Source organism: Bacillus sp. JJ1566 (assembly GCF_036962685.1).
Classification (GTDB): domain Bacteria; phylum Bacillota; class Bacilli; order Bacillales; family Bacillaceae_L; genus Ferdinandcohnia.
The window spans coordinates 33,488-55,906 of the sequence record NZ_JBALOP010000039.1; the positions used below are offsets into that span (position 1 = coordinate 33,488).

The window sequence follows — 22,419 nt, forward strand, 5'->3', positions numbered from 1 at the left end:
GCATTTAATTCAAAAATGTTATACCCGAATTTTTCATATTTCAATTATGACATTTTTGAGGAAATGAACGCATAGGAGTTTAAGTAGAATCTAGATGGAAAGGATTATGAGGATAGTTCTAATTTTGTAAGGAAGAAAGGATGAACGTAATGGCAACAGGACCAAGTTTACGAAAAACAGATTCTCATTCAGCGATTCACGAGGCGGCTTTACATGAGGCAAAGGAGCTCCGAAACATATTTAGAAAGTGCGTTGAAGAAGGAAATAAGGAAAAAGCACTTCAGGTTGCCGAGGTTGCAATTGACCATTGGGAATCTAGAACTCTGAAACATGCTGATTCAGAAGAAGAGGGCTTATATAAAGAACTAATCGAAAAAAATCCAAAGCTTGAAAAACTGGTAAATCAGCTTACACGCGATCATGATTTAATGCGTCGAATCGTTGCGACAATGAAGAAAAGCTTGGAAACAGAAGAGGCTGATCATCGCATGATTCCTCTCTTAGATAGCTTAATTATCATTGATGAAATCCATAACGATGACGAGATGAATAAACTGCTAGCGAATAACGAATAATAAAATGAAAAATTAGGAAGAAGTGGAAAGGAGATGTAAATGGGTAAAAAAGATGCAATTGAGGAAAAACTACTAAGGTTTGCTGCGCCAAATCTATATCAAAAGATGGTTGATACATTTTTCGAATATAACATTCATTCCTACGATATCTATGCAACCGTGGTGAAGCAGGAGGAAGGCTATGACTTAACATTAAGATTCTCTCAATCATTTTCACAATCTGTTACAGCCTTTATAAGCTTTGAACAAGCAAATGATCCCGATGAAGAGATAGCTTCCTTTTTCAAAGAAACAGCTGAAAAATGTAAGAATCAATTGATATCAGACTATTACAAGATGATTAAACTTTGAAAATGTCGTACTTAGTTTTTGATGTCTAGTTCCATGCGCCATCGGCTCTCGGGTCTAAGCCAATCGCTTCGGAAGGCAAAAAGCGCCTTCTGTCAGCGCTCGTCTTATGCTTGTCGCCGATAAACGGGCGCTTTGCACTTTTCTTATAAAGGGGTTGGTTTGTTGTTTTCCATGGAGAATGATGCAATGTTAATTGATGATCGAGAAGACTTGATTGCTGTTTTACGGATGAGATTTGGTGATATTCCTGGAAAAATGATTGAAGAAATCTATGAAATCCAGGATATGAGCACACTTCAGCGTCTTATCTTAGCGGCCGCAAATGCCTCAAGCTGGCAGGTCTTTCTTGAAGAATTTCAAGCAGGCACACAAAGTTTCAGGTTAGTGGGCGAGGACTTTAACCCATTGGCTAATATCCTGAAGGGAAGGGATGGAGACATTGGCAAAGCAAAATAGTCTCTTTCACTCGCTAAAGCATTTAGTGCGTGGAGAGCGTATAAACGATGGTTGGACAGAAGAAAATCCACGCCCGCGAGACTGGGAATCGGTTTACCGAAATCGTTGGGCCCATGATAAGGTTGTCCGTTCCACACATGGAGTGAACTGTACGGGCTCATGCAGTTGGAAAATTCATGTCAAAGACGGGATTATCGCCTATGAAACTCAGCAAACAGACTATCCTTCAACGGGAGATAATTTCCCAGATTACGAGCCCCGTGGATGCCCACGTGGTGCGAGTTTTTCATGGTATACATACAGCCCAACGCGAGTGAAATATCCCTATGTTCGTGGTGACCTTCTCGCTCTTTGGAAGGATGAAGTCGCAAAGGCGGATAATCCTGTCCAAGCATGGGAAAATATCGTCAGCAATCCAGAAAAGCGAAAAGCATATGTTTCTGTCCGTGGTAAGGGTGGCTTCGTAAGAGGAAACTGGAAGGATGTTTGCCAAATGATTGCAGCATCCACCATTCATACGATTAAAAAATACGGTCCCGATCGGGTCGTAGGATTCAGCCCAATTCCCGCGATGTCAATGGTGAGCTATGCTGGTGGGGCAAGATTTTTATCTCTAATCGGTGGAACCATTCTTAGCTTCTATGATTGGTATGCGGACTTGCCGCCTGCATCACCACAGGTGTGGGGTGACCAGACCGATGTTCCGGAAAGCGGCGATTGGTACAACACAAAATACTTCATTATTTGGGGTACCAATATTCCACAAACGAGAACGCCAGATGCCCATTTTATGGTGGAAGCTCGTTATAACGGAACAAAGGTAGTTGGGGTAAGCCCGGACTACGCGGAATATGACAAGTTTGCCGACATATGGCTTCCCGCAAAAGCGGGCACAGACGGTGCACTAGCCATGGCGATGACCCATGTGATTTTAAAGGAATTTTATGTGGATAAAGAAACACCTTATTTCCGTGATTATGCGAAAAAATACACAGATTTACCGTTCTTAATTACCCTGAGTAAAAAAGGAGAAAGCTATCGCTCTGACCGGTTTCTAAGAGCTTCTGATTTTTCCGACCAACACGAGCTTGGTGATTGGAAGACTGTGGTTTGGGATGAAACGACAAATCAAATCGCAATACCAAATGGAAGCCAAGGCTTCAGATGGGACAGCAGCACGAAATGGAATCTTGACATGACTACGGAGGATGGCACAAGTATCAATCCAAAGCTAAGCTTTATCAACGATTCAGATGATGTTGCCATGGTCGAATTCCCTTATTTTGCGGAAAAAGAAGGCGGAAAAGTAGAGCGCGGTGTTCCAATTAAACGGATGAAGGACCAATCGGGCAATGAACTGATTGTAACAACCGTTTATGACTTAATGCTTGCGCACACTGGTATTAGCCGCGGGCTTCAAGGTGATTATCCGACTGATTATAATGACACAGCGAGACCATATACACCTGCATGGCAGGAAAGCATAACAGGTGTGAAAAAGGAACATGTTATCCAGGTTGCGCGTGAATTTGCAGAAAATGCAGAACTGACCCAAGGTAAATCCATGATTGCCATGGGCGGAGGAACAAACCACTGGTTCCATAGTGACCAAATCTATCGTGCCATTTTAAACCTTGTTCTCCTAACAGGTTCACAAGGCGTCAATGGTGGTGGTTGGGCGCACTATGTAGGACAGGAGAAGGTGCGTCCATTAGAGGGATTCTCTCAAATTGCGTTTGCTAACGATTGGGTAAAAGCACCTCGTCTCATGAACGGTACATCCTTTTTCTATTTTGCAACTGAGCAGTTCCGTTATGAATACGATTTTGATGATAAAGAAACGGACTGGGGCAGCAAGTATTCCAATATGCACCCTGCTGATTTTAATGCGATGTCATCACGTCTTGGTTGGTTACCAAGCTTCCCAACACTCTCGCAAAATTCATTGGAGGTCATGAAGGAAGCCCGTTCGAAACATAGTGATGACAAATCCGTGACGGATTATATCGCAAAACAACTGGTCGATGGGGAGTTAGATTTTGCAATTGAAAATCCAAATGATCCACGAAACTTCCCAAGAGTCTTCTTTAATTGGCGCTCCAATTTATTAGGAGACAGCGGGAAAGGTCATGAGTATTTCGTAAAGCATTTAATTGGCTCAAAGGATACGGTTTTATCAGACCCAGAACAATCTTGGCAGCCAAAGGATGTCAACATTTCAGAAAAACCGCCTGAAGGAAAAACGGATCTCTTTGTAAGTATGGATTTCCGAATGACTAGTTCAGGGCTGTTCTCTGACATTATCCTGCCTGCTGCTACATGGTATGAAAAACAAGACATCAGTACAACGGATCTACATCCATTTGTGCATCCATTTAATGCGGCAATTAGCCCGCCATGGGAAACAAGAAGTGACTGGGATGCATTTAGGGAAATCGCAAAAGCATTCTCGGAGCTTGCAAAAGACCATTTGCCAGCCCAAGAGGATCTCGTCATTTCCCCACTTGCCCATGACACGATTAATGAAATAGCTCAGCCTTTTGGAAAAGTGAAGGATTGGCGTAAAGGCGAAGTGGAAGGTATTCCAGGAAAAACGATGCCGAACCTCAATTTTGTGAAGCGAGATTATCCAAATGTGTATGATATGTGGATAACTGTCGGACCGAATATTAAAAATGGATACGGAACGAAAGGAGTCAAAATCCCTGGGGATAAAGTATTCCAATCCTTGACGGATCGCCTCGGACCTTCAAAATCTGAAGGTGTCGGTAAAGGACTCCCATCTTTATATTCCGATGTCAAAGCAATCAATGCAATCCTTCTCATGTCAGGGGCCACAAATGGGAAGCGTGCTGTTGAAGGCTGGAAGTCTATGGAACAAAAAACAGGGAAGAAGCTCAGTCATATTGCTAAAGAGCGTGAAGAAGAAGACTTTACATTAGATGCCTTGACCATTCAGCCAAGACAAACCCTTTCAACACCGGTTTGGAGTGGGCTTGAGAATGACGGTCGCCGTTATTCACCATTTACAGTAAACAAAGAGTTTCATATTCCATGGCACACTCTTACAGGAAGACAAAGCTTTTATTTAGATCATGAAGTCATGCTCGATTATGGTGAAGGGCTTCCACTCTACCTGCCGCCAATTAACAAAGGTCCTTTTATTAAAGGGGAAAAAGAGGTTGAGAACAGTGGAAAGTCAATTACGCTTCGTTATATGACGCCACACCAAAAGTGGGGTATCCACACGATGTTCACGGATACCAAAAACATGGTGCAGCTATTTAGAGGCTGGCAGGTTGTCTGGTTGAACGAGGAGGATGCTGCTGAAATCGGTATTAAGGATAATGACTGGATTGAATTATACAATCGAAACGGTGCCGTTGTAGCTAGGGCTGTGTTAACCTACAGAATGCCGCGCGGCGCGGTCTATATGCATCATGCCCAAGACCGGGTTATGGGAGTACCAGGAAACACAATCAATAAAAATCGTGGTGGAACACATAACAGCGTGACGAGAATTTATCCAAAGGCAACACATATGATTGGTGGTTATTCACAGCTAAGCTATGGATTCAATTATTATGGACCAACAGGTAGCCAACGAGATACGTTAACGATTGTTCGCCCATTAAAGGAGGTCGACTGGCTTGAGAATTAAGGCACAGGTGGCGATGGTCATGCACTTAGACAAGTGTATCGGCTGTCATACTTGTTCTGTCACATGTAAAAATGTATGGACGAATCGACCCGGCATGGAGTACGTCTGGTTCAATAACGTTGAAACTCGTCCTGGACCAGGGTACCCGAAGGAATGGGAAAACACGGATCGCTACAAAGGTGGTTGGACATTGCGAAATGGAAAACTGCATCTACGAGCAGGGGGTCCAATTTCCAAACTTGCAAACATTTTTTACAATCCAAATATGGCAGAGCTAGATGATTTTTATGAGCCTTGGACATACGATTATGAACATCTTCATACTGCAAAAAAAGGGGAAAACATCCCTGTTGCACGACCAAAGTCAATGATTACAGGTAAGTACATGGATAAGCCGGAATGGGGTCCGAACTGGGATGATGACCTTGCTGGCGGTAGCGAGGTCGTCCCGATGGACCCGAACGTTCAAAAGCTTCAAGAGCATATTGCGATGGAATATGAAAAAACATTCATGATGTATTTACCGCGAATTTGTGAACATTGCTTGAATCCATCCTGTGTCGCGTCTTGTCCTTCAGGTGCGCTTTATAAAAGAGATGAGGACGGAATTGTTCTCGTTGACCAGGATGCTTGTCGTGGCTGGCGTTTTTGCATGAATGGCTGTCCGTATCACAAGGTGTACTATAACTGGAACACTCATAAGGCAGAAAAATGTAACTTCTGTTATCCGCGTACAGAGGCAGGTCTTCCAACTATTTGTTCGGAAACATGTGTTGGTCGTATCCGTTATATCGGGGTTGTTTTATATGATGCAGACCGCGTGAAAGAAGCGGCATCTGTAGAGAATCCGAAAGACCTATATGAATCACAGCTTTCTGTCTTTTTAGATCCATTTGATCCAGATGTGATTGAAAAAGCCCAAGAACAAGGAATAAATCAAAGTTGGATTCAAAGTGCGCAGGAGTCACCTGTGTATAAAATGGCGATGAAGTGGAAGATTGCGTTGCCATTGCATCCTGAATATCGCACAATGCCAATGGTTTGGTATGTGCCGCCACTTAGTCCAATTATGAACCATATCACAAACGAGCAAAGCTTGAATGCAGAAGGATATATTCCAGCGGTTGATGATATGCGAATTCCGATGGAGTACTTGGCATCAATTTTATCGGCAGATGATACAGATGTGATTCGCCGTGTCTTACTGAAGATGGCTGCCATGCGTGTTCATATGCGTTCCAAAACGGTTGGAGGAATTGACGGTGAGTCAATGAGCAAGCTTATAAAGGAAGCAAATACAACACCGGAAGAGCTTGAGGAAATGCAGCGCTTATTAGGTGTTGCGAAATACAATGAGCGTTTTGTGATTCCAACAGGCCGACGCGAAATGGATGATGACCTTCATTACAAGCAAGGCGCATGTAGCATTGAGGATTTAGCACCACCAGAAGGTATGGTGACATATCCATTTGAAAGAAGTGGAAATCAATGACCAGTGAAGCAAAAGCAATCTTAATGATCATGTCACGTATCCTCGATTATCCGGACCAGACTCTTCTTGAAAATTATCCGGATTTAGAGAAATACGTGAACGAAGAAGTGGGCTCTGTAAACATGAGAAATGAAATTTTAGAACGAATTGCGCCTCTTTTTAAAATGCCATTGCTTGAATTACAGGAGCTCTATGTGGATACCTTCGATTATAAGGATCGAACAAGTCTTTATTTAACCTCACACGAATTAGGTGATAGCCGAAAACGTGGAGCAGCCTTAATTAAGCTACAAAAACTAATCGTCGAAGGTGGATTTGAATATCACGGAAAGGAAATTGTGGATTATATCCCAATGCTGTTTGAGCTTTTAGCACATGCACCTGAAGGCGAAAACTTTGAACGGTTATACCGCCGCTTAGCCTTTGCGGTCAATCGAATTCATAAAAACCTTTTTGATTCAAATCCATACCACAAAATTGTGAACCTTTTAATGATGTTTGTCTTTGAAGCGCCAGAAGCAGAAGAAATCACATTGCTAGAAAATCAGCGTGAGGAAGCGGATTTAGAGGAGCTTCCATATCCAATGCTTTATCAATGATGTTCATAACTCTGTGGATATTGTGGACAATGTGGATATTGTGGAAAAAAATATTCAGTAAATTTTCAACACTATCCACAAAAGCATCCACAGGCTGTGGAAAACAAATGTTCTTATGTGGATAAGATATTTTTACTTCATGATTTTGAAAGGAGGTTAATGGATGGAATTACATTTCTGGTGGACGGCATACCCATATATATGCATAGCAATCCTTGTTGTAGGGACATTTTATCGGTTTGTGTTCCGAGGAAAAAGCTGGACCGCACCATCAACAGAAATCTTTGAGAAAAAGTGGCTACGCTATGCATCAGTCATTTTTCACTACGGAATCATTTTCGCCTTTATCGGTCATGTTATGGGGATGCTGATTCCTCTTGAGTTTTACAATGCAATCGGAATCGACGACCATACCTATCACCTATTTGCCATAGCTGGAGGTGGCCTAGCAGGGCTTATGGTTGTGCTCGGATTAATTCTATTTTTGATTCGGAAATTTGTAATTGAGCGCGTCCATGTTCATACTTCGGCAGGTAGTTATTTTACAATCATCCTACTGCTAATAATTGCTGGTTTAGGGACGTATATGACACTAGTGTATAACACAACAGTTGCGGCATATGAGTATCGAATTTCAATTGGGCCGTGGTTTCGAAGCTTATTCACACTTAATCCACAACCTGAGTTAATGCTCGGAGTTCCAACCTTATTTAAAATTCATGTCATCCTGTCGTTCCTTTTATTTGCATCGATTCCTTTTACAAAGCTAGTCCATATGTTCAGTTTCCCATTGCGCTACCCAGCAAGAGCACCTCAGCAATACCGCTCGCGTGATGGCTATTCGAAAAATACCAGACAAAACTAAGGGGAGGGTCGCCTCCTCTTCTTTATTTGCCTCAAAAACTAAATCCCTTCGCAATTTTGACCTGCGTCAAAGTTTATCCTTTCACCTTAGCTTAAAATAAAGTTGTAGAAAAAAATCGTGGTTGTAAATTATGACAAATTTATTAATTGTTATCCCAGCGAGGACAGAGTTTCCTGAATCTGGTATGTTTAACCATAAGGGAAGTGTCTTGCTTAACTTCCAAAAAAAATAAACCAACAAACAGTAGTTACGACTATCTTGGACTATATACAAGGGAGAGTTGTTAAATGTCTAGTCATTCTTGTAATCACAGCGACCACATGAAAACCTCATGTATTTCAAGGGTTCCGATTTTTAACCATTTGACCGAAACTGAAATGGCTGAAATCTCACAGGTGGCAGTGAGCAAACGTCTCAAGAAAGGCGAGCTTTTATTCCACTCAGAAGAGCTCTCAGAACATCTTTTCATTGTCCACAAAGGCTTGGTAAAAATGTACCGGATTACTGAAAATGGGAAAGAACAAATTATTCGGTTTGTTGAAGAAGGTGACTTCATCGGCGAGCTTGCTCTCTTTTCAAAATCAATGACAACAAGCTTTGCGGAGGCAATGGAAGATACTGAAGTTTGTACCATCCAGCAGCAGGACATTCATCAACTACTCCTAAGCTATCCAACCATTTCGTTAAAAATCCTAGAGGAATTCACGAGTAGACTGAATGAAACGGAATCACTCATTGAAAAATTAAACTCACAGGATGTAGAAAAGCGTGTCGCGGGATATTTAGTGGAACTAATTGATGCCCAAGATGAAGCATCGATGATCATTCAATTACCGATTAGCAAAGGAGACCTCGCATCCTACCTTGGAACCTCACAGGAAACACTCAGTCGCAGGCTTTCGGCATTTCAAAACCAAGGCCTAATTGAGCTAAAAGGACAAAGAAAAATCATCATCAAACAACTAGAAGAGCTTAAAAAACTAGTTTAAAAAGGAGGATGAAGAGGACCGAGAATTTCAAGGCGGTGCAGCTTTGAGGACCGGAGCGTATGCAGTTAATACGTGAGGACCGGAGAAGCAAGCCAACGCAGAAATTCGATGCGTCATATTCACCGCACTTTTTAAACATCCTCTTAAAAAGAAAGCGAACAACTAAAGAAAAAGGTGATAGCCTTGAACAATGCCATTCTCATATATGCAAGCATGTCGGGGAATACAGAATTAATGGCAACGTATATTGCAGAAGGGGTAAAGGAAAAAGGGGTCCAACTGGACGTCAAAGAGTGCTTTGAAATTGACCCCGAAGAACTTATTAACTACGATGGAATTACATTGGTAGCTATACTTGGGGGGAGGGAGAGCTCCCCGATGAATTACTAGATTTTTATGACGAAATGGACCATCTTGATTTTCATTTTAAAAAAGGGGCTGTGTTCGGATCTGGTAGCACACTATACTCGAATTATGGCGGCGCTGTCGACTTACTAGTGGCCAAGTTAAAAGAACGTGGAGCTAGCGTCATTGCAGATCCATTAAAAGTCGAACTTACACCTAACCATCAAGACGAATTGATATGCAAAGAATTTGGCAGACAATTTGCCGAAAAGCTTAACGACTAGTAACACTAGAAGGGTTCTCTCATTCCAGAGGGGGCCTTTTGTTGGTTTTCTGGAGGGGAATTTGGGGTTTGTCCAATATATTGATATTTTTGTCCGATATAATTCGAGCAATGTCTGATAAATCGCTGAATTGGTGATATCCGGCCGCGATTGTCCGATATATTGACAAAGAGTGATTTTTATTTTACTATTATCTTGAATTCAAGATAAATTAATTTAAGATGATATATCGAAGCGAATATTCCGCCCTAAACTGTTGAAAATAAAAGAAAAAGGAGAGAGAAACTATGAAAACAGCAGGTATTCACCATATTACTGCGATTGTTGGACATCCTCAAGAGAATGTTGATTTCTATGCTGGTGTTTTAGGACTTCGTCTTGTAAAACAAACAGTTAATTTTGATGACCCAGGAACGTACCACTTTTATTTTGGAGATGATGTAGGTAGCCCAGGCAGCATAATTACCTTTTTCCCATGGGCAAATGCGCATCAAGGAAAGATTGGCGATGGTCAGGTTGGGATCACCACTTATGTTGTTCCAAAAGGTGCATTATCTTTTTGGGAATCAAGATTGACTAAATTCAATATTTCATATGAGAAAACAGAACGCTTTGGAGAGCAATATCTCCAATTTGATGATATCCACGGACTGCATCTTGAAATTGTAGAACGGGAAGAAGGAGCACACAATAAGTGGGAAATTGGAGAAATAACCTCTGAAGTTGCCATTAAAGGTTTTGGAGGTGCGATTTTATTTTCCTCACAGCCTGAAAAAACAGAAAAGCTTCTAACGATTATGGGTCTAGAGCGTTTAGGTGAAGATGGCGATTTTATTCGCTTTAAAGCTGAAGGCGACATTGGAAATGTGATTGATGTAAAACGAACTCCAGGAGAAAAAGGTAAAATGGGTGTTGGAACAGTTCACCATATTGCATGGCGTGCGAAGGATGACGAAGAGCAAATAGAGTGGCAACAATATATTGGCGAACATGGCTACGGGGTAACAACGGTAAGGGATCGAAACTACTTTAATGCGATTTATTTTAGAGAACACGGAGAAATTCTCTTTGAAATTGCAACAGATCCTCCGGGCTTTGGCATCGATGAGGAATATGAAAAAATGGGTTCAGAATTAAAGCTTCCTCCACAATATGAACAACATCGTCAAAAAATAAAAGATGTATTACTCCCGTTTGAAATACGAAGTCTGGATTAGAAGGAGAGAGAGCAATGATTTCAATTGATCCAAGTAAAAGTTCAGAAAGAGATAATTATAAGCTGTTAATTGGAAGCATTATCCCAAGACCAATTGCATTTGTAACGTCAAAATCAAAGACAGGTACGCTAAACGGCGCACCATTTAGTTATTTTAATATAGTATCATCCAATCCACCTCTCATTTCATTATCGATTCAACGAAAAGAGGGGATCATGAAGGACACGGCTAGAAATATTATAGAAGGAAAAGAGTTTGTCGTTCATATCGTTGACGAAAACAATGTAGAAAAAATAAATCAAACGGCAGCAAATCTTCCGCCTGATGAAAGTGAAATTGAACTTGCTGGGCTAACACCAGTCGAAAGTACACAAATAAAAGTACCTGGGATTAAGGAAGCCAAAATCCGAATGGAATGCGTTTTAGAACAGGCAATTGAATTAGGCGGACAGGAAATGCCAGGTTGTGATTTGTTGATTGGAAAAGTTGTCCAGTTTCATGTTGAAGAGGAGCTTTATAGCGTGGGACGGATTGATCGAGAAAAACTAGGAGCGGTAAGTCGTTTGGCGGGCAATTATTATGCAAAAATAGGAGAAGTGTTTGAAATCGAGAGACCAAAGTAATTAGGATTGGTCTCTCTTTTGGTTTTGGTTCTTCTTAATCATTTCCTCAAGCTGCTTCACTTTTTCCTGAAGATCATCAATCTCATCCTGCATCTTGTTCTTCTCTTGATCCGATTTAAAATTTTCAACTTGTGTTTGAAAGTCCTCAGAAACATCTATATTTAGCTGAATGAAGTCTCCAATAGCTGACAAAGCGTCTCCCGCCGTAGCTAAGACACCACCTATTATCGATAAGATTGATCCGCTATTGTTAGGTGGTTTATATTGAAAAGTATCTAAAGTCGAGTTCGTCTTTTTCACTATATTATTGGCAGCAGAGGAAATAACGGCATCCCTTTTATCCTTATTCATAAACACTCCCTCCATAAACTATGGGACAGGTCCCTTGTCCTGAGTAAAAATATGGTGGGACAAGGAACCTGTCCTCATGACCCTATTCTATTATATTCACCCAGGTTGATTATTGTGTCGTGTTGTTTTATCCTTTATTGGCCTAAGGGATAATTTTTCGTGGTGCATAATTGATATCCTCCGACGAATAAATGGTTACGATAAGTGTTCCTCCGTGCACCTTTGCCCGAATTAAAATCGGCTGATTATATGTATTTTTAAAAAGAAAATCAGGCCCATACCAGCTAACTGTTGCATCGCGTCCCGGAGGCACATAGCCAACACGTTTACTATGGGAATAGCGCTTAATAATCTCAACCCCCGCTAGGTCAACGGCATTAAATAGGGTGGAGGAGGTTTGACAAATCCCACCTCCGATCCCTTCAATCAGTTCACCTCTAATGATTTCGGGGGCCGGCTGATAGCCCCTGGCAGCGGTTCGCTTTCCGACGACCTTATTAAATGAGAAGGTTTCATTTTGAAAGAGCACATAACTATCGATAGCTGCGGCTGAAAGAGCAATATTGGTCGAACGTTCTCTATTAGATGAATTAAAATGAGTCACATACTGCCCAATCCTTTTTACCCGAATTGTGGATAAAAGTTCACTGTCAACTCGTGGATAAATTCGCTCAATCGGTACCTCAAGGAAATCCCCTTTTCCAAAAAAAGTAGTGTAAAATAACTTCGTAAATTTATCCTTATTTAATTTTACGCCAACATGCTCCTTAACGATCTCTCCCGTTTTTCCGATTTTTGCGTCCTTTGCTTCCTCGTATACCTGTTCATCTAAATAGGTTAGAAAATCAGAATATTTTTTCGTGTTCAATGCAGGAACACCGAGTAATGGAAGAGAATATTCAGCCCGATTCACCGTGGCAATCGGATTTCCTTTATAGGTAATGTACAGATTATCCTGAGGATGAAATTGCTGTACAGAAAAGAAAAGCATCATAGCCCATAATAATTTCAGAGTCCCCACCACCTTTACGAATCATTCTTTTTTATAGTATGGATGGATATTCATAATTCCATTAAATTATGGCGGGAATTTTTTAAAATTAATATTGTAACAAAATGTTCAAAAACGGGAAAATGCCTGTGATATGCATCACATCAGGGGTTAAGGCGTTTATGCTAAGAAGATTTTCTTTTTACAAAAAATTCCTTCCCTTTTCTGTAACAACTTTTCAAGGAGCTTGATGTTATCATCATTTACACAGTGACAAAGATTTTAAGAAATTATTTTACAAAATAAACTTTAGCTATAGTTTTCAACATATTACAAAAAAAACGAGTAGCTAAAAAATTTTTGACAACTTTGTGAAGTTGTACACAATTTCGGTATGACGTACATAGTTGTGAAATAAGAGCATCCATTCGGAAAGGAGTACTTTTATGAAAATCAAATGGTTTTTCTTATCAATGGTTATTACTATTGCCACAGTGTTAACAGGATGTGAACCATTAATGGTCTTAGACCCAAAAGGTCCACAAGCTGAGAGGCAAGCCCATGATATCCTACTCTCAATTGGAATTATGTCAGTAGTGATTATTGTCGTTTTCGTATTGTTAGTATATATGCTTGTGAAATATCGAGCTTCAAAAATGCCAGAGGATTACGAGCCACCACATATTGAGGGAAATCCTTGGGTTGAAGCAATTTGTATCGGGATTCCAATCTTAATCGTTGGTTATCTTTCAGTTGTATCTGTTCAAAGTAACTACATTGTCGAGTCTGCACCAATAGGCTACGAAGACCAAGAACCATTGGTGATTTATGCTTCTTCCTCAGACTGGAAATGGCATTTTAGCTACCCGGAAGAGGATATTGAAACAGTCAATTACCTATACATTCCAACAGACCGACCACTTGAATTCAGATTGTATTCTTACGGGCCAATTACAAGCTTTTGGATTCCACAACTTGGCGGGCAAAAATACGCGATGGCCGATATGATTACGACTTTGCATCTTGCTGCTGATGAGCAGGGTGAATTAATGGGACGTAACGCAAACTTCAGTGGTAAAGGATTTGCCGAAAACACATTTAGCGTAAACGCCGTATCTCAAAAGGATTTTGAAGAATGGGTAGACGAGGTTAAAGAAACTGCGAAGCCGATTACTGAAGAAAAATTTGATGAGATTTTAGAACCAGGACACCTTGGTCAAATGACGTTTACTGGAACTCACCTTGAGTTCGCACCACCGCCGGAGCATAACCACGGATCAGGTGATGCCAAAGAAGATCATCAGGTTCACGAGGAAGATCAAACAGAGCATGAGAGTCATTAATTTTTAAATAAATTTTGAACGCCGAATTTTCACTTCAATTGAAAGGAGTAACAAACGGATGGAATTCTTTGAACGTTTTGCTATACCACATCCTAGTCCAGCCATCTATGCAGCGATGGTCGCAATTGGACTTACCGTAATCGGTATTATCGCTGGTTTAACCTATTTTAAAAAATGGGGTTATCTATGGCGCGAATGGCTAACAACCGTTGACCATAAACGAATTGGAATCATGTATTTAATCTCCGCCTTGATTATGCTTTTCCGTGGTGGGGTGGATGCAGTTATGTTGCGTGCACAGTTAGCTACACCGGAAGCAAAGCTGTTAGACGCACAGCACTATAATGAAATATTTACAACTCATGGTGTTATCATGATCATGTTCATGGCGATGCCATTTATCATTGGGTTTATGAACTACGTTGTACCTTTGCAAATCGGTGCGCGTGACGTGGCATTCCCACGTTTAAACGCAATTAGCTTCTGGCTCTTCTTTATGGGGGCTATGCTATTTAATATCTCCTTTGTAATTGGGGGATCACCTGATGCAGGATGGACTTCATATTTCCCACTTGCTGGCAATGATTTCAGTCAATCAGTTGGTACAAACTACTATATGATTGCACTGCAGATTTCAGGTCTTGGTACAATGATGACAGGTATCAATATGATCACTACGATTTTAAAAATGAGAGCACCTGGTATGACATTGATGAAAATGCCAATGTTCACATGGTCTACTTTAATTGCTAACCTCATTATCGTAACAGTGTTTCCAATTTTAACAGTTTTGTTAGCAATGGGAACAATGGATCGTCTATTTGGAACACATTTCTTTGCTAGTACAAACGGTGGAATGGATATGCTTTGGGCTAACCTATTCTGGGTATGGGGGCATCCAGAAGTATATATCTTAATCCTACCTGCGTTCGGTATTTACAGTGAGATCATTTCTACCTTCTCAGGAAGAAACCTATATGGTTACAAATCAATGGTTGGTTCAATGGTCATCATCTCAGTACTTTCATGTCTAGTTTGGGCGCACCATTTCTTTACAATGGGGCAAGGGGCTGCATCGAACAGCTTCTTCTCAATTTCAACTATGTTGATTGCTGTTCCGACTGGTGTGAAAATCTTTAACTGGTTGTTTACATTATGGAAAGGTAAGATCCGAATGACAGTTCCAATGCTTTACTCAATTGGGTTTATTCCATTATTCACAATCGGTGGGGTAACCGGGGTAATGCTTGCGATGTCAGCAGCGGATTATCAGTACCATAACACAATGTTCTTAGTGGCACACTTCCATAACACAATTATTCCAGGTGTTGTATTTGCGATGCTTGCTGCACTCACATATTACTGGCCAAAAATGTTCGGATTTATGCTAAGTGAACGTATTGGAAAATGGACGTTCTGGGCACTTTCAATCGGATTTGTACTTGCATTCTTCCCAATGTACATTTCAGGATTAGACGGTCAGGCTCGTCGTATGTACACATATTCTGAAAGCACTGGTTTTGGTCCATTGAACATGATTTCGTTCATCGGTGCGGGTATTATGGCAATTGGATTTGCTCTAATTGTGTATAACATCTACCACAGCATTCGCTACGCATCTAGAGATATCGGTAGTGACCCATGGGATGCACGTACACTAGAATGGGCAACACATACACCAGTTCCTGAGTATAACTTTGCAGTAACTCCAAATGTGAACTCAAGCGAACCATTCTGGGATGACAAGAAGAAAAAGCATAAGCTGTTCCCAGGCAAAATTGAAAAAATTCACATGCCTAACAAAAGCGGGCTTCCATTTATCTTAAGTAGCATCTTCTTTGTGTGGGGCTTCTCCTTCGTATTTGCAATGTGGACACTGTTGATTATTTCAACAATTGCTATCTTTGTATGTATGGCATACCGTTCATTTGAAAAGGATCCTGGACATTATATTCCAGTTGATAAAATAAAAGAAACAGAAGAAAAACTTGGAGGTGCTAAACTATGAAACTAGGACACTCGCAACCTCTTGAATATAGTACGCACCATAACGAGTTAAATATTTTTGGTTTCTGGATTTTCATTGGTGCAGAAATCATGCTTTTCGCAACCTTGTTTACATCGTATTTTACATTAGAGAACCGCGTCGGAAGCGGTCCATCAGGTGCAGAGATTTTTGAGATCACACCTGTGTTAATCGAAACATTTTTACTATTAACGAGTAGTTTTACAATTGGTCTTGCAGTTCATGCAATGCGCATAGGCAGAGTTAAGGCAATGATGAGCTTCTTCGTAATCACATTGATTCTAGGTTTATCCTTCCTAGGTGTTGAAATCTATGAGTTTGTTCACTATGTCCATGTAGGAGCTGGTTTACAAACAAGTGCATTTACAGCGATGTTGCTAACAACGTTAGGAACTCACGGAATTCACGTAACCTTTGGATTATTCTGGGGAACTATGATTATCCTCCAAATTAGAAAAAGAGGCTTAACTCCAGAGACTGCTGGTAAATCATTCATCTTTTCATTGTATTGGCACTTCCTAGATGTTGTCTGGATTTTCATCTTCAGCTTCATCTATTTGAAAGGAATGATGTAATATGAGAGAGCTATTTCCAGCAAAACAAATAATGGGCTTTGTCTTTTCATTGCTCCTTACAGTTATTGCACTTGCCGTGTACTTCCTTGACTTGTCCTTTACGGCAGGCATAACAATACTCATTGTTACAGCGTTTGTGCAAGCATTGGTGCAACTGATCGTCTTCATGCATGCAGGTGAAACAAAGGATAAATGGGCAATTTACGCGAATGTCTATTTTATGATTTTTATAGCGTTAATTACAATCTTTGGTACGTTATTTATTCTTGTTTGGGATATGTAATAAATTCAAGGAGTGTCTTTTATAGGCACTCTTTTTTATGTGCGAAATGAATGAAATCTTTTATTTGGACAAAATAAAAAGCTTAGCCGATTGAGTGGCTAAGCCTATAAGTAACCGAATGTTATTTATTCTTGTTTTGCACCTTGTGTCTTAAGTAACACTTCTTCAGAAGCGATTAAAAATAACCCCATTAAAAATACGAAAATAGCCCCCATAACCGTTCCGATTCCGATCGGTGTTAACACACTGGAACCGCTTGCGAAGAATCCAAGACAAAAAATAATGATACCGGCAATAAGTACTGTTCCCCCAAAATACTTAACAGCCTCAAGCATAGTAGTTTTCATTTTTCCTCATCCTCCTACTATAAATTATTCACCTTGTTCACAAAATTGTCAAATACTTTTCACCAAATGTTCAAAAATAGTATTTTGGGCAGGAGGAATCGCTGGATTAATTGGTATCGAAGACATAATTGGTACTGGAGTTATGAGGATAGTCTTTGAGAGACGGGGTCGTGGACAAATCAAGAGTACGTTTTGTGGGAATTGTCTTTGAAACTAGGTTTCGAAGACAAATAGGTAGCAGGACTGAAGTTAAATGTCTTTGAGAAAAGCTCTCGAAGACATATAGGTGGCAGGACTGAGGATAAATGTCTCTTTGAGACAAGCTCTCAAAGACAAATAGGTGGCAGGAGTGAGGTTAAATGTCTTTGAGACAAGCTCTCGAAGACAAATAGGTGGCAGGACTAAGGTTAAATGTCTTTGAGACAAGCTCTCAAAGACAAATAGGTGGCAGGAATGAGGTTAAATGTCTTTGAGAAAAGCTCTCGAAGACAAATAGGTGGCAGGACTGGGGAGAAGTGTCTTTGAGACAGTCCTTCAGAGACATATCGTTGTTAGAAGTATGGAGTAATGTCTTAGACAGGAGCTAAGGACATGAAGAGAGTATTTTCAGGGGAACCTTTTCAAACCGAAGTCATCCCAAGAGCATTTGACAATCGTATGTGTTACCATAGTGAAAAATAACCTAAATGAGGTGTCCAAATGAAAATTGAGGTATGGTCAGACTTTGTTTGTCCTTTTTGTTATGTCGGAATGCGACGTTTAGAAGAAGCTCTAGCACAATTTCCAAATCGCGACCAAGTAGAAGTGGAATTCAAAAGCTTCGAGCTAGATCCAAATGCAAAGCCATATTCAGGACAAAGCATCCATGAATTGCTTGCTTCAAAATACGGTACAAGCGTTGCACAAGCAAAGCAAATGAATGAAAATGTTGGGGAGCAGGCTGCAGAAGTCGGGCTTAAATATAATTTTGATAGTATGAAACACACAAATACATTTGATGCACATCGTCTTACAAAGTTTGCAGCAACTGTGGGGAAAGAAAAAGAAATGACAGAGATTCTTCTACACTCTTATTTCGAAGAAGGTAAACTCATCAGTGATCATGAACTATTAGCTGATCTTGCAAAATCTGTAGGTATTGATCGTCAAGCAGCGCTCGATATGTTACAAGACGAAAAGCAATATGCGAATGATGTACGAATTGACGAATCCATGGCCCAACAAATTGGTGTAACGGGCGTACCGTTTTTCGTAATCAATCAAAAATACGCTATCTCTGGTGCTCAGCCAACTTCTACATTCCTAGGTGCACTACAACAGGTTTGGAAAGAAGAAAATCCAGCATAGTAATCAAGGTTTAACTTGGACAGACGAAAGCTGTGCCTACAGAAATATAGTGGAAGAAGTGCAAAACTGATATGGTTTTGCACTTTTTTAATTACCTAAAAAAGGAATTGAGTACATCATTCCGAATATATAGTAGGGTACAAGAAAAAGAGGTGATAGCAATTATGTTTCCATTTGAGTTTGACATAGATCTGATTTCTCTCATTTATTTAGTAATAGGGTGGGGAATAATTACTGTTCTTGCTTATAGAATTCATAGAAAGCAAGAGATGAAAATTAAACTTTGGAAAGTCATCTTTGTAATATGGGTTGGACTTTTTTCATTTTCCTTCAATATGAATATGTTTCAAACAATCATAAAAATACCGATCTTACCGCTTGGTGTTTGGATTCTTTATTTTTTCCTTAGATCAAAAGAAGGTCGATGGGAGAGGTATCGTAGGTATGCATGGTTGGGTTTCTTAGGGAACTTTATTTTTTTGGGATTGACATTTTTAACGATTGGCTTTCAGCATGTACTGTATCCCCCTAACAATATCTCAACCTATATTTCTAATGTGGAAAATGTAACAATTATTAATACTCATCCTTCCGCTGAGGATGTTACATTGCAAAAGGATATATTAAATAAACAACTTCCTAATATGAAAATTACCGAATTTTTTAGTGATATATGGTATGAGGAAACATATATGCTTGGTGAACCGAATACAAGGAAAGAACGTTTTCCTTACCAAGTGGTTGGAATACAAGGAAAATGGGGGAGCAATCTACATACAACTATTTTCATTGAAGAAGATGGGAAAGGTCTATTAATCGCAACTTCTAAAAAACAATATTATTTTCGCTCCGATGATTCATTTCTAGAAGGGGTGAAACACGAATGACAAGAAAACGAAAAGTTCAATTGATTGTTGGTATTGCTCTAACTTTATGTGCTGTAGCCTTTGTATTTTATTTTTACCTAGCAAAGCCAAGTAGCTTCCTGTCATCAGAAGAAATTCTCGCAGAATTAAATAAATATTCTCCTGACCCCGAGGCTACTGAAATACTTGAAACGCTTGAAATTGATGATCGCCATGTATATGTACCGTTTATTACAAAGGATAATAAATATGGAACAAGCTTATGGATATGGGAAAAACATAAATGGGAGCTAGTGGCTGAAAGCGACAATGGTGCACCAAAATTGTTGAAGGTTGATAGTAAAGACCCCAGCAGCTACAGGGTCTTTTGGAATATACACCCTGATGATCATCTAAGCTATGGAGAGTTGTATTATATTCGCAATCGAAATTATCATAGAATAGAAGGAATAGATAACTATTACCCTCGACTGCAAATGAAGACAATCCTTGATTTTGAGGAAAAACCATATGGGATTATTGAACTTCCGAATGAATGGCAGAAAGTAATGGAAACAACAATAAGAGTGGAGGAAGCTCGGCAACCAGATTCATTTTTTAATGATTATTTCCCTGTGCTACATGATGTGTATTTAGGATGGCTTCCATATAACAAGGAGCATGAAAGGCAAGATGCCAATAAATCTCATAATGGTGGAGGTTCATGGAGTGGTATTGATTTGCAGCCCGTCATGTATCTAGATGAGGAACAGCTTGAGTATATTAATATGGAAGAATAGTAGGGTAAAGGATCAAATTAAAAGGTTCCCTTATTGGGTGTAAGGAAGGGAGGCTCCATCTTATGTATATGTCTATCGCCATTCTTTGTCTAATTTGGGGATTTAATTTTGTTATCATGAAATTAGGAAACGGTGTTTTTCCCCCGGGCGAATTTGCAGCTTGGCGATTTCTGACCGGCTCCATTGTCCTTCTAGGCCTATGTTTCATAAAAAAAATTCCGCTTCCGAACAAATCTGATTTCAAGTGGTTCGTCCTATGTGGACTGCTCCAAACTACTTATTTTAATATTGCTATTCAAATTTCGCTTAACTATATTAGTGCAGGACTTACTTCTGTTCTGACCTACAGTATGCCACTTTTTCTATCAATTATGGCACATAGGTGGATACCTGGTGAACGACTGACAGTAAAAAAGACGTTCGGAATTATGATAGGCATAGCCGGATTATTTCTTGCAATGAACATTCATTTTGGAGGATCTATTTGGATTGTGTTGTTAGCGATAAGCTCGGCAATTTCTTGGGCGATAGCTAGCTTGCTTTTTAAATTAAAACTAAAACATTGTGATACCGTTCAATTCACCACCTGGCAGATGACGATTGGAGCAGTAGGTTTATTGGTATATACACTTTCATTTGAAACCGGTGAATCACATTGGGGCTTCATGCCAGTAGTTTATATTATGTTTTCTGGAGTTGTTGCCTCGGCCCTTGCTTTTGTGATGTGGAATCATATTTTGAGGCGTACAGAAGCTAGCAAAGCATCGACTTCTCTATTAGTTGTACCTATTGTGGGAGTTATTTCAGGATACATACTTTTAGATGAAAACTTAAGCCTAATTACGTTAGCGGGGATTTTACTTGTATTAGTAGGGATATGGATTGTAAATAGTAAAAGTACTCAAGAATCTCGAATAAACGTATCGAGTGACCTTGATAAAGCACTATAGGGTATACTAAAAAGTAAGAATTGAAATATAAAGGAGATTATAATCATGGAAAAAGTTACACCATTTTTAATGTTTCAAGAAGGCAATGCAGAGGAAGCGATGAATTTTTATACCTCACTTATTGAGGATTCAGAGATAACAAGTATTGTGAAATATGGACCAAATCAACCTGGGGGTGACGAAGGAACCGTCATGCATGCAACTTTCACGTTAAAAGGGCAAGAGTTCATGTGCATCGATAGCAATATAAAGCATCAGTTTACCTTTACGCCTTCATTTTCAATCTACTTGACTTGCAGTACGGAAGAAGAGATTGATTCCATCTATCAACAGCTAAAAGAAGGTGGGGGAGAACTAATGCCTTTAGGCAATTATGGATTCAGTAAAAAATTCGGTTGGATTAATGACCGCTTCGGTGTTTCCTGGCAACTAACTCTTCTTTAAATTCATAAATAATGATGTTGGAGTAGGTAAGAATGTCTTTTTTATCTACCCCAACTTATTTTATTTTTAGCATCCTATATTAGAGAGTATAGGGTGCTTTAATGAACAGATTATCCCCAATTACACGCTTTTTACCGTTAAATTCACCATTTAGATCCTGACTTTCAATAAATTCCTTTGTTACGTTTACAAGCATTCGTTTATGCTGTAATTCTACAAGATAATAAGATGTCATATCATTGAATGAATCAGCCGCTGCAAGTACACCGGGTTGCACAATGAAATCGATTATTGATTCCCAACGGTTTAATTTTTTTCTTCTGACAAGAGGGCGGATTGCCGTTGCATGTGGGTATTTTTCTCTGACCACTGCATCGTATTTTGATCTAGCCTTACCCGTTTTTTCGTATTGGGAAATATCAATTTTCTCCTTAATGATCTCTGTTGACAGAGTCCCATCCCCTAATAAGGAGTCGACACTAACACCAAAAAGTTTTGCGACGCTTTGCAGATTTTCAACATCGGGGGTACCTCTGCCACTTTCCCATTTTGAAATCGCCTGTCTAGATACGCACAATTTTTCTGCCAATTGTTCTTGTGATAAGGAAGCATTTTTTCTCATCTGCTTCAATTTTTCTGCTAAAGTCATAAATCGGTTCC

The 22,419-nt window shown here is 39.9% G+C and carries 22 protein-coding genes and 2 pseudogenes; 20 read left to right on the forward strand and 4 right to left on the reverse strand.

What is annotated here, in order from left to right; translation table 11 throughout:
* Window positions 1–149 precede the first annotated feature (149 nt).
* The 11 genes and pseudogenes from V7112_RS15110 to V7112_RS15160 all read left to right on the forward strand — a co-directional run bounded on the left by V7112_RS15110 (window position 150) and on the right by V7112_RS15160 (window position 11,457).
* Complete coding sequence (locus V7112_RS15110; RefSeq protein ID WP_335421224.1) at window positions 150–575, forward strand: hemerythrin domain-containing protein; 426 nt, start codon at window positions 150–152, stop codon at window positions 573–575.
* Between the two features lie 39 nt (window positions 576–614).
* Window positions 615–926 (forward strand): hypothetical protein, encoded by a 312-nt coding sequence (locus V7112_RS15115; RefSeq protein ID WP_335421226.1) that lies wholly within the window; start codon window positions 615–617, stop codon window positions 924–926.
* A gap of 171 nt (window positions 927–1,097) precedes the next feature.
* Window positions 1,098–1,382 carry a hypothetical protein gene (locus V7112_RS15120; RefSeq protein WP_438823895.1) on the forward strand — a complete coding sequence of 95 codons (285 nt, stop codon included), beginning with the start codon at window positions 1,098–1,100 and terminating at the stop codon, window positions 1,380–1,382.
* Window positions 1,366–5,043 (forward strand): nitrate reductase subunit alpha, encoded by a 3,678-nt coding sequence (locus V7112_RS15125; protein ID WP_335421230.1) that lies wholly within the window; start codon window positions 1,366–1,368, stop codon window positions 5,041–5,043. The genes V7112_RS15120 and V7112_RS15125 overlap by 17 nt, the downstream gene beginning before the upstream one ends.
* Window positions 5,033–6,535 (forward strand): nitrate reductase subunit beta, encoded by a 1,503-nt coding sequence (gene narH / locus V7112_RS15130; protein WP_335421232.1) that lies wholly within the window; start codon window positions 5,033–5,035, stop codon window positions 6,533–6,535. The genes V7112_RS15125 and narH overlap by 11 nt, the downstream gene beginning before the upstream one ends.
* The gene (gene narJ / locus V7112_RS15135) at window positions 6,532–7,134 is read left to right on the forward strand and encodes a nitrate reductase molybdenum cofactor assembly chaperone (protein ID WP_335421234.1); all 603 of its coding nucleotides are present in this window, start codon (window positions 6,532–6,534) and stop codon (window positions 7,132–7,134) included. Before narH ends, narJ begins: the two co-directional genes overlap by 4 nt.
* Window positions 7,135–7,297: 163 nt before the next feature.
* Window positions 7,298–7,999: a respiratory nitrate reductase subunit gamma gene (gene narI, locus V7112_RS15140; protein ID WP_335421236.1), complete on the forward strand. Its 702-nt coding sequence runs from the start codon at window positions 7,298–7,300 to the stop codon at window positions 7,997–7,999.
* Between the two features lie 287 nt (window positions 8,000–8,286).
* Window positions 8,287–8,988 carry a Crp/Fnr family transcriptional regulator gene (locus tag V7112_RS15145; RefSeq protein ID WP_335421239.1) on the forward strand — a complete coding sequence of 234 codons (702 nt, stop codon included), beginning with the start codon at window positions 8,287–8,289 and terminating at the stop codon, window positions 8,986–8,988.
* Between the two features lie 183 nt (window positions 8,989–9,171).
* A pseudogene (locus tag V7112_RS15150) lies at window positions 9,172–9,617 on the forward strand (flavodoxin).
* Between the two features lie 287 nt (window positions 9,618–9,904).
* A complete protein-coding gene (locus V7112_RS15155; protein ID WP_335421241.1) occupies window positions 9,905–10,834 on the forward strand; it encodes a ring-cleaving dioxygenase in 930 nt (309 codons plus the stop codon).
* Window positions 10,835–10,848: 14 nt separating this feature from the next.
* Window positions 10,849–11,457 carry a flavin reductase family protein gene (locus V7112_RS15160; protein WP_335421244.1) on the forward strand — a complete coding sequence of 203 codons (609 nt, stop codon included), beginning with the start codon at window positions 10,849–10,851 and terminating at the stop codon, window positions 11,455–11,457.
* Here the strand turns inward: V7112_RS15160 and V7112_RS15165 are convergent, their stop codons facing one another.
* Window positions 11,458–11,808, reverse strand: coding sequence for a hypothetical protein (locus V7112_RS15165; RefSeq protein WP_335421246.1), 351 nt, complete (start codon window positions 11,806–11,808; stop codon window positions 11,458–11,460).
* 142 nt (window positions 11,809–11,950) lie between these two features.
* On the reverse strand, window positions 11,951–12,802 hold the full coding sequence (locus tag V7112_RS15170; RefSeq protein WP_335421342.1) for a VanW family protein: 852 nt from the start codon (window positions 12,800–12,802) through the stop codon (window positions 11,951–11,953).
* Between the two features lie 443 nt (window positions 12,803–13,245).
* On the opposite strand from V7112_RS15170, the gene qoxA reads away from it, so the two are divergent.
* Genes qoxA through qoxD form a run of 4 tightly spaced genes read left to right on the forward strand, consistent with a single transcriptional unit; the run spans window position 13,246 to window position 17,026 of the window.
* Window positions 13,246–14,142 carry a cytochrome aa3 quinol oxidase subunit II gene (gene qoxA / locus V7112_RS15175; RefSeq protein ID WP_335421248.1) on the forward strand — a complete coding sequence of 299 codons (897 nt, stop codon included), beginning with the start codon at window positions 13,246–13,248 and terminating at the stop codon, window positions 14,140–14,142.
* A gap of 58 nt (window positions 14,143–14,200) precedes the next feature.
* Window positions 14,201–16,150 (forward strand): cytochrome aa3 quinol oxidase subunit I, encoded by a 1,950-nt coding sequence (gene qoxB / locus V7112_RS15180; RefSeq protein WP_335421250.1) that lies wholly within the window; start codon window positions 14,201–14,203, stop codon window positions 16,148–16,150.
* Window positions 16,147–16,743, forward strand: a complete 597-nt coding sequence (gene qoxC, locus V7112_RS15185; protein WP_335421252.1) for a cytochrome aa3 quinol oxidase subunit III — start codon at window positions 16,147–16,149, stop codon at window positions 16,741–16,743. The genes qoxB and qoxC overlap by 4 nt, the downstream gene beginning before the upstream one ends.
* A gap of 1 nt (window position 16,744) precedes the next feature.
* Window positions 16,745–17,026: a cytochrome aa3 quinol oxidase subunit IV gene (qoxD, locus tag V7112_RS15190; RefSeq protein WP_335421254.1), complete on the forward strand. Its 282-nt coding sequence runs from the start codon at window positions 16,745–16,747 to the stop codon at window positions 17,024–17,026.
* A gap of 125 nt (window positions 17,027–17,151) precedes the next feature.
* On the opposite strand, the gene V7112_RS15195 is transcribed toward qoxD, so the two are convergent.
* Window positions 17,152–17,373 (reverse strand): hypothetical protein, encoded by a 222-nt coding sequence (locus V7112_RS15195; protein ID WP_335421256.1) that lies wholly within the window; start codon window positions 17,371–17,373, stop codon window positions 17,152–17,154.
* 699 nt (window positions 17,374–18,072) lie between these two features.
* Between V7112_RS15195 and V7112_RS15200 the strand changes: the two are divergent.
* The 5 genes and pseudogenes from V7112_RS15200 to V7112_RS15220 form a co-directional block, all read left to right on the forward strand.
* Window positions 18,073–18,717: pseudogene (locus V7112_RS15200) on the forward strand (DsbA family oxidoreductase); the annotation flags it as partial.
* A 482-nt stretch (window positions 18,718–19,199) separates the two neighbouring features.
* Window positions 19,200–19,607 (forward strand): hypothetical protein, encoded by a 408-nt coding sequence (locus V7112_RS15205; RefSeq protein ID WP_335421257.1) that lies wholly within the window; start codon window positions 19,200–19,202, stop codon window positions 19,605–19,607.
* Window positions 19,604–20,365, forward strand: a complete 762-nt coding sequence (locus tag V7112_RS15210; RefSeq protein WP_335421259.1) for a hypothetical protein — start codon at window positions 19,604–19,606, stop codon at window positions 20,363–20,365. The genes V7112_RS15205 and V7112_RS15210 overlap by 4 nt, the downstream gene beginning before the upstream one ends.
* Window positions 20,366–20,427: 62 nt before the next feature.
* Window positions 20,428–21,315 carry a DMT family transporter gene (locus V7112_RS15215; RefSeq protein WP_335421261.1) on the forward strand — a complete coding sequence of 296 codons (888 nt, stop codon included), beginning with the start codon at window positions 20,428–20,430 and terminating at the stop codon, window positions 21,313–21,315.
* A 45-nt stretch (window positions 21,316–21,360) separates the two neighbouring features.
* A complete protein-coding gene (locus tag V7112_RS15220) occupies window positions 21,361–21,759 on the forward strand; it encodes a VOC family protein (RefSeq protein ID WP_335421263.1) in 399 nt (132 codons plus the stop codon).
* A 79-nt stretch (window positions 21,760–21,838) separates the two neighbouring features.
* Here V7112_RS15220 and V7112_RS15225 read toward each other — a convergent pair whose 3' ends face one another.
* On the reverse strand, window positions 21,839–22,408 hold the full coding sequence (locus V7112_RS15225; RefSeq protein WP_335421265.1) for a helix-turn-helix domain-containing protein: 570 nt from the start codon (window positions 22,406–22,408) through the stop codon (window positions 21,839–21,841).
* Window positions 22,409–22,419: the final 11 nt, after the last annotated feature.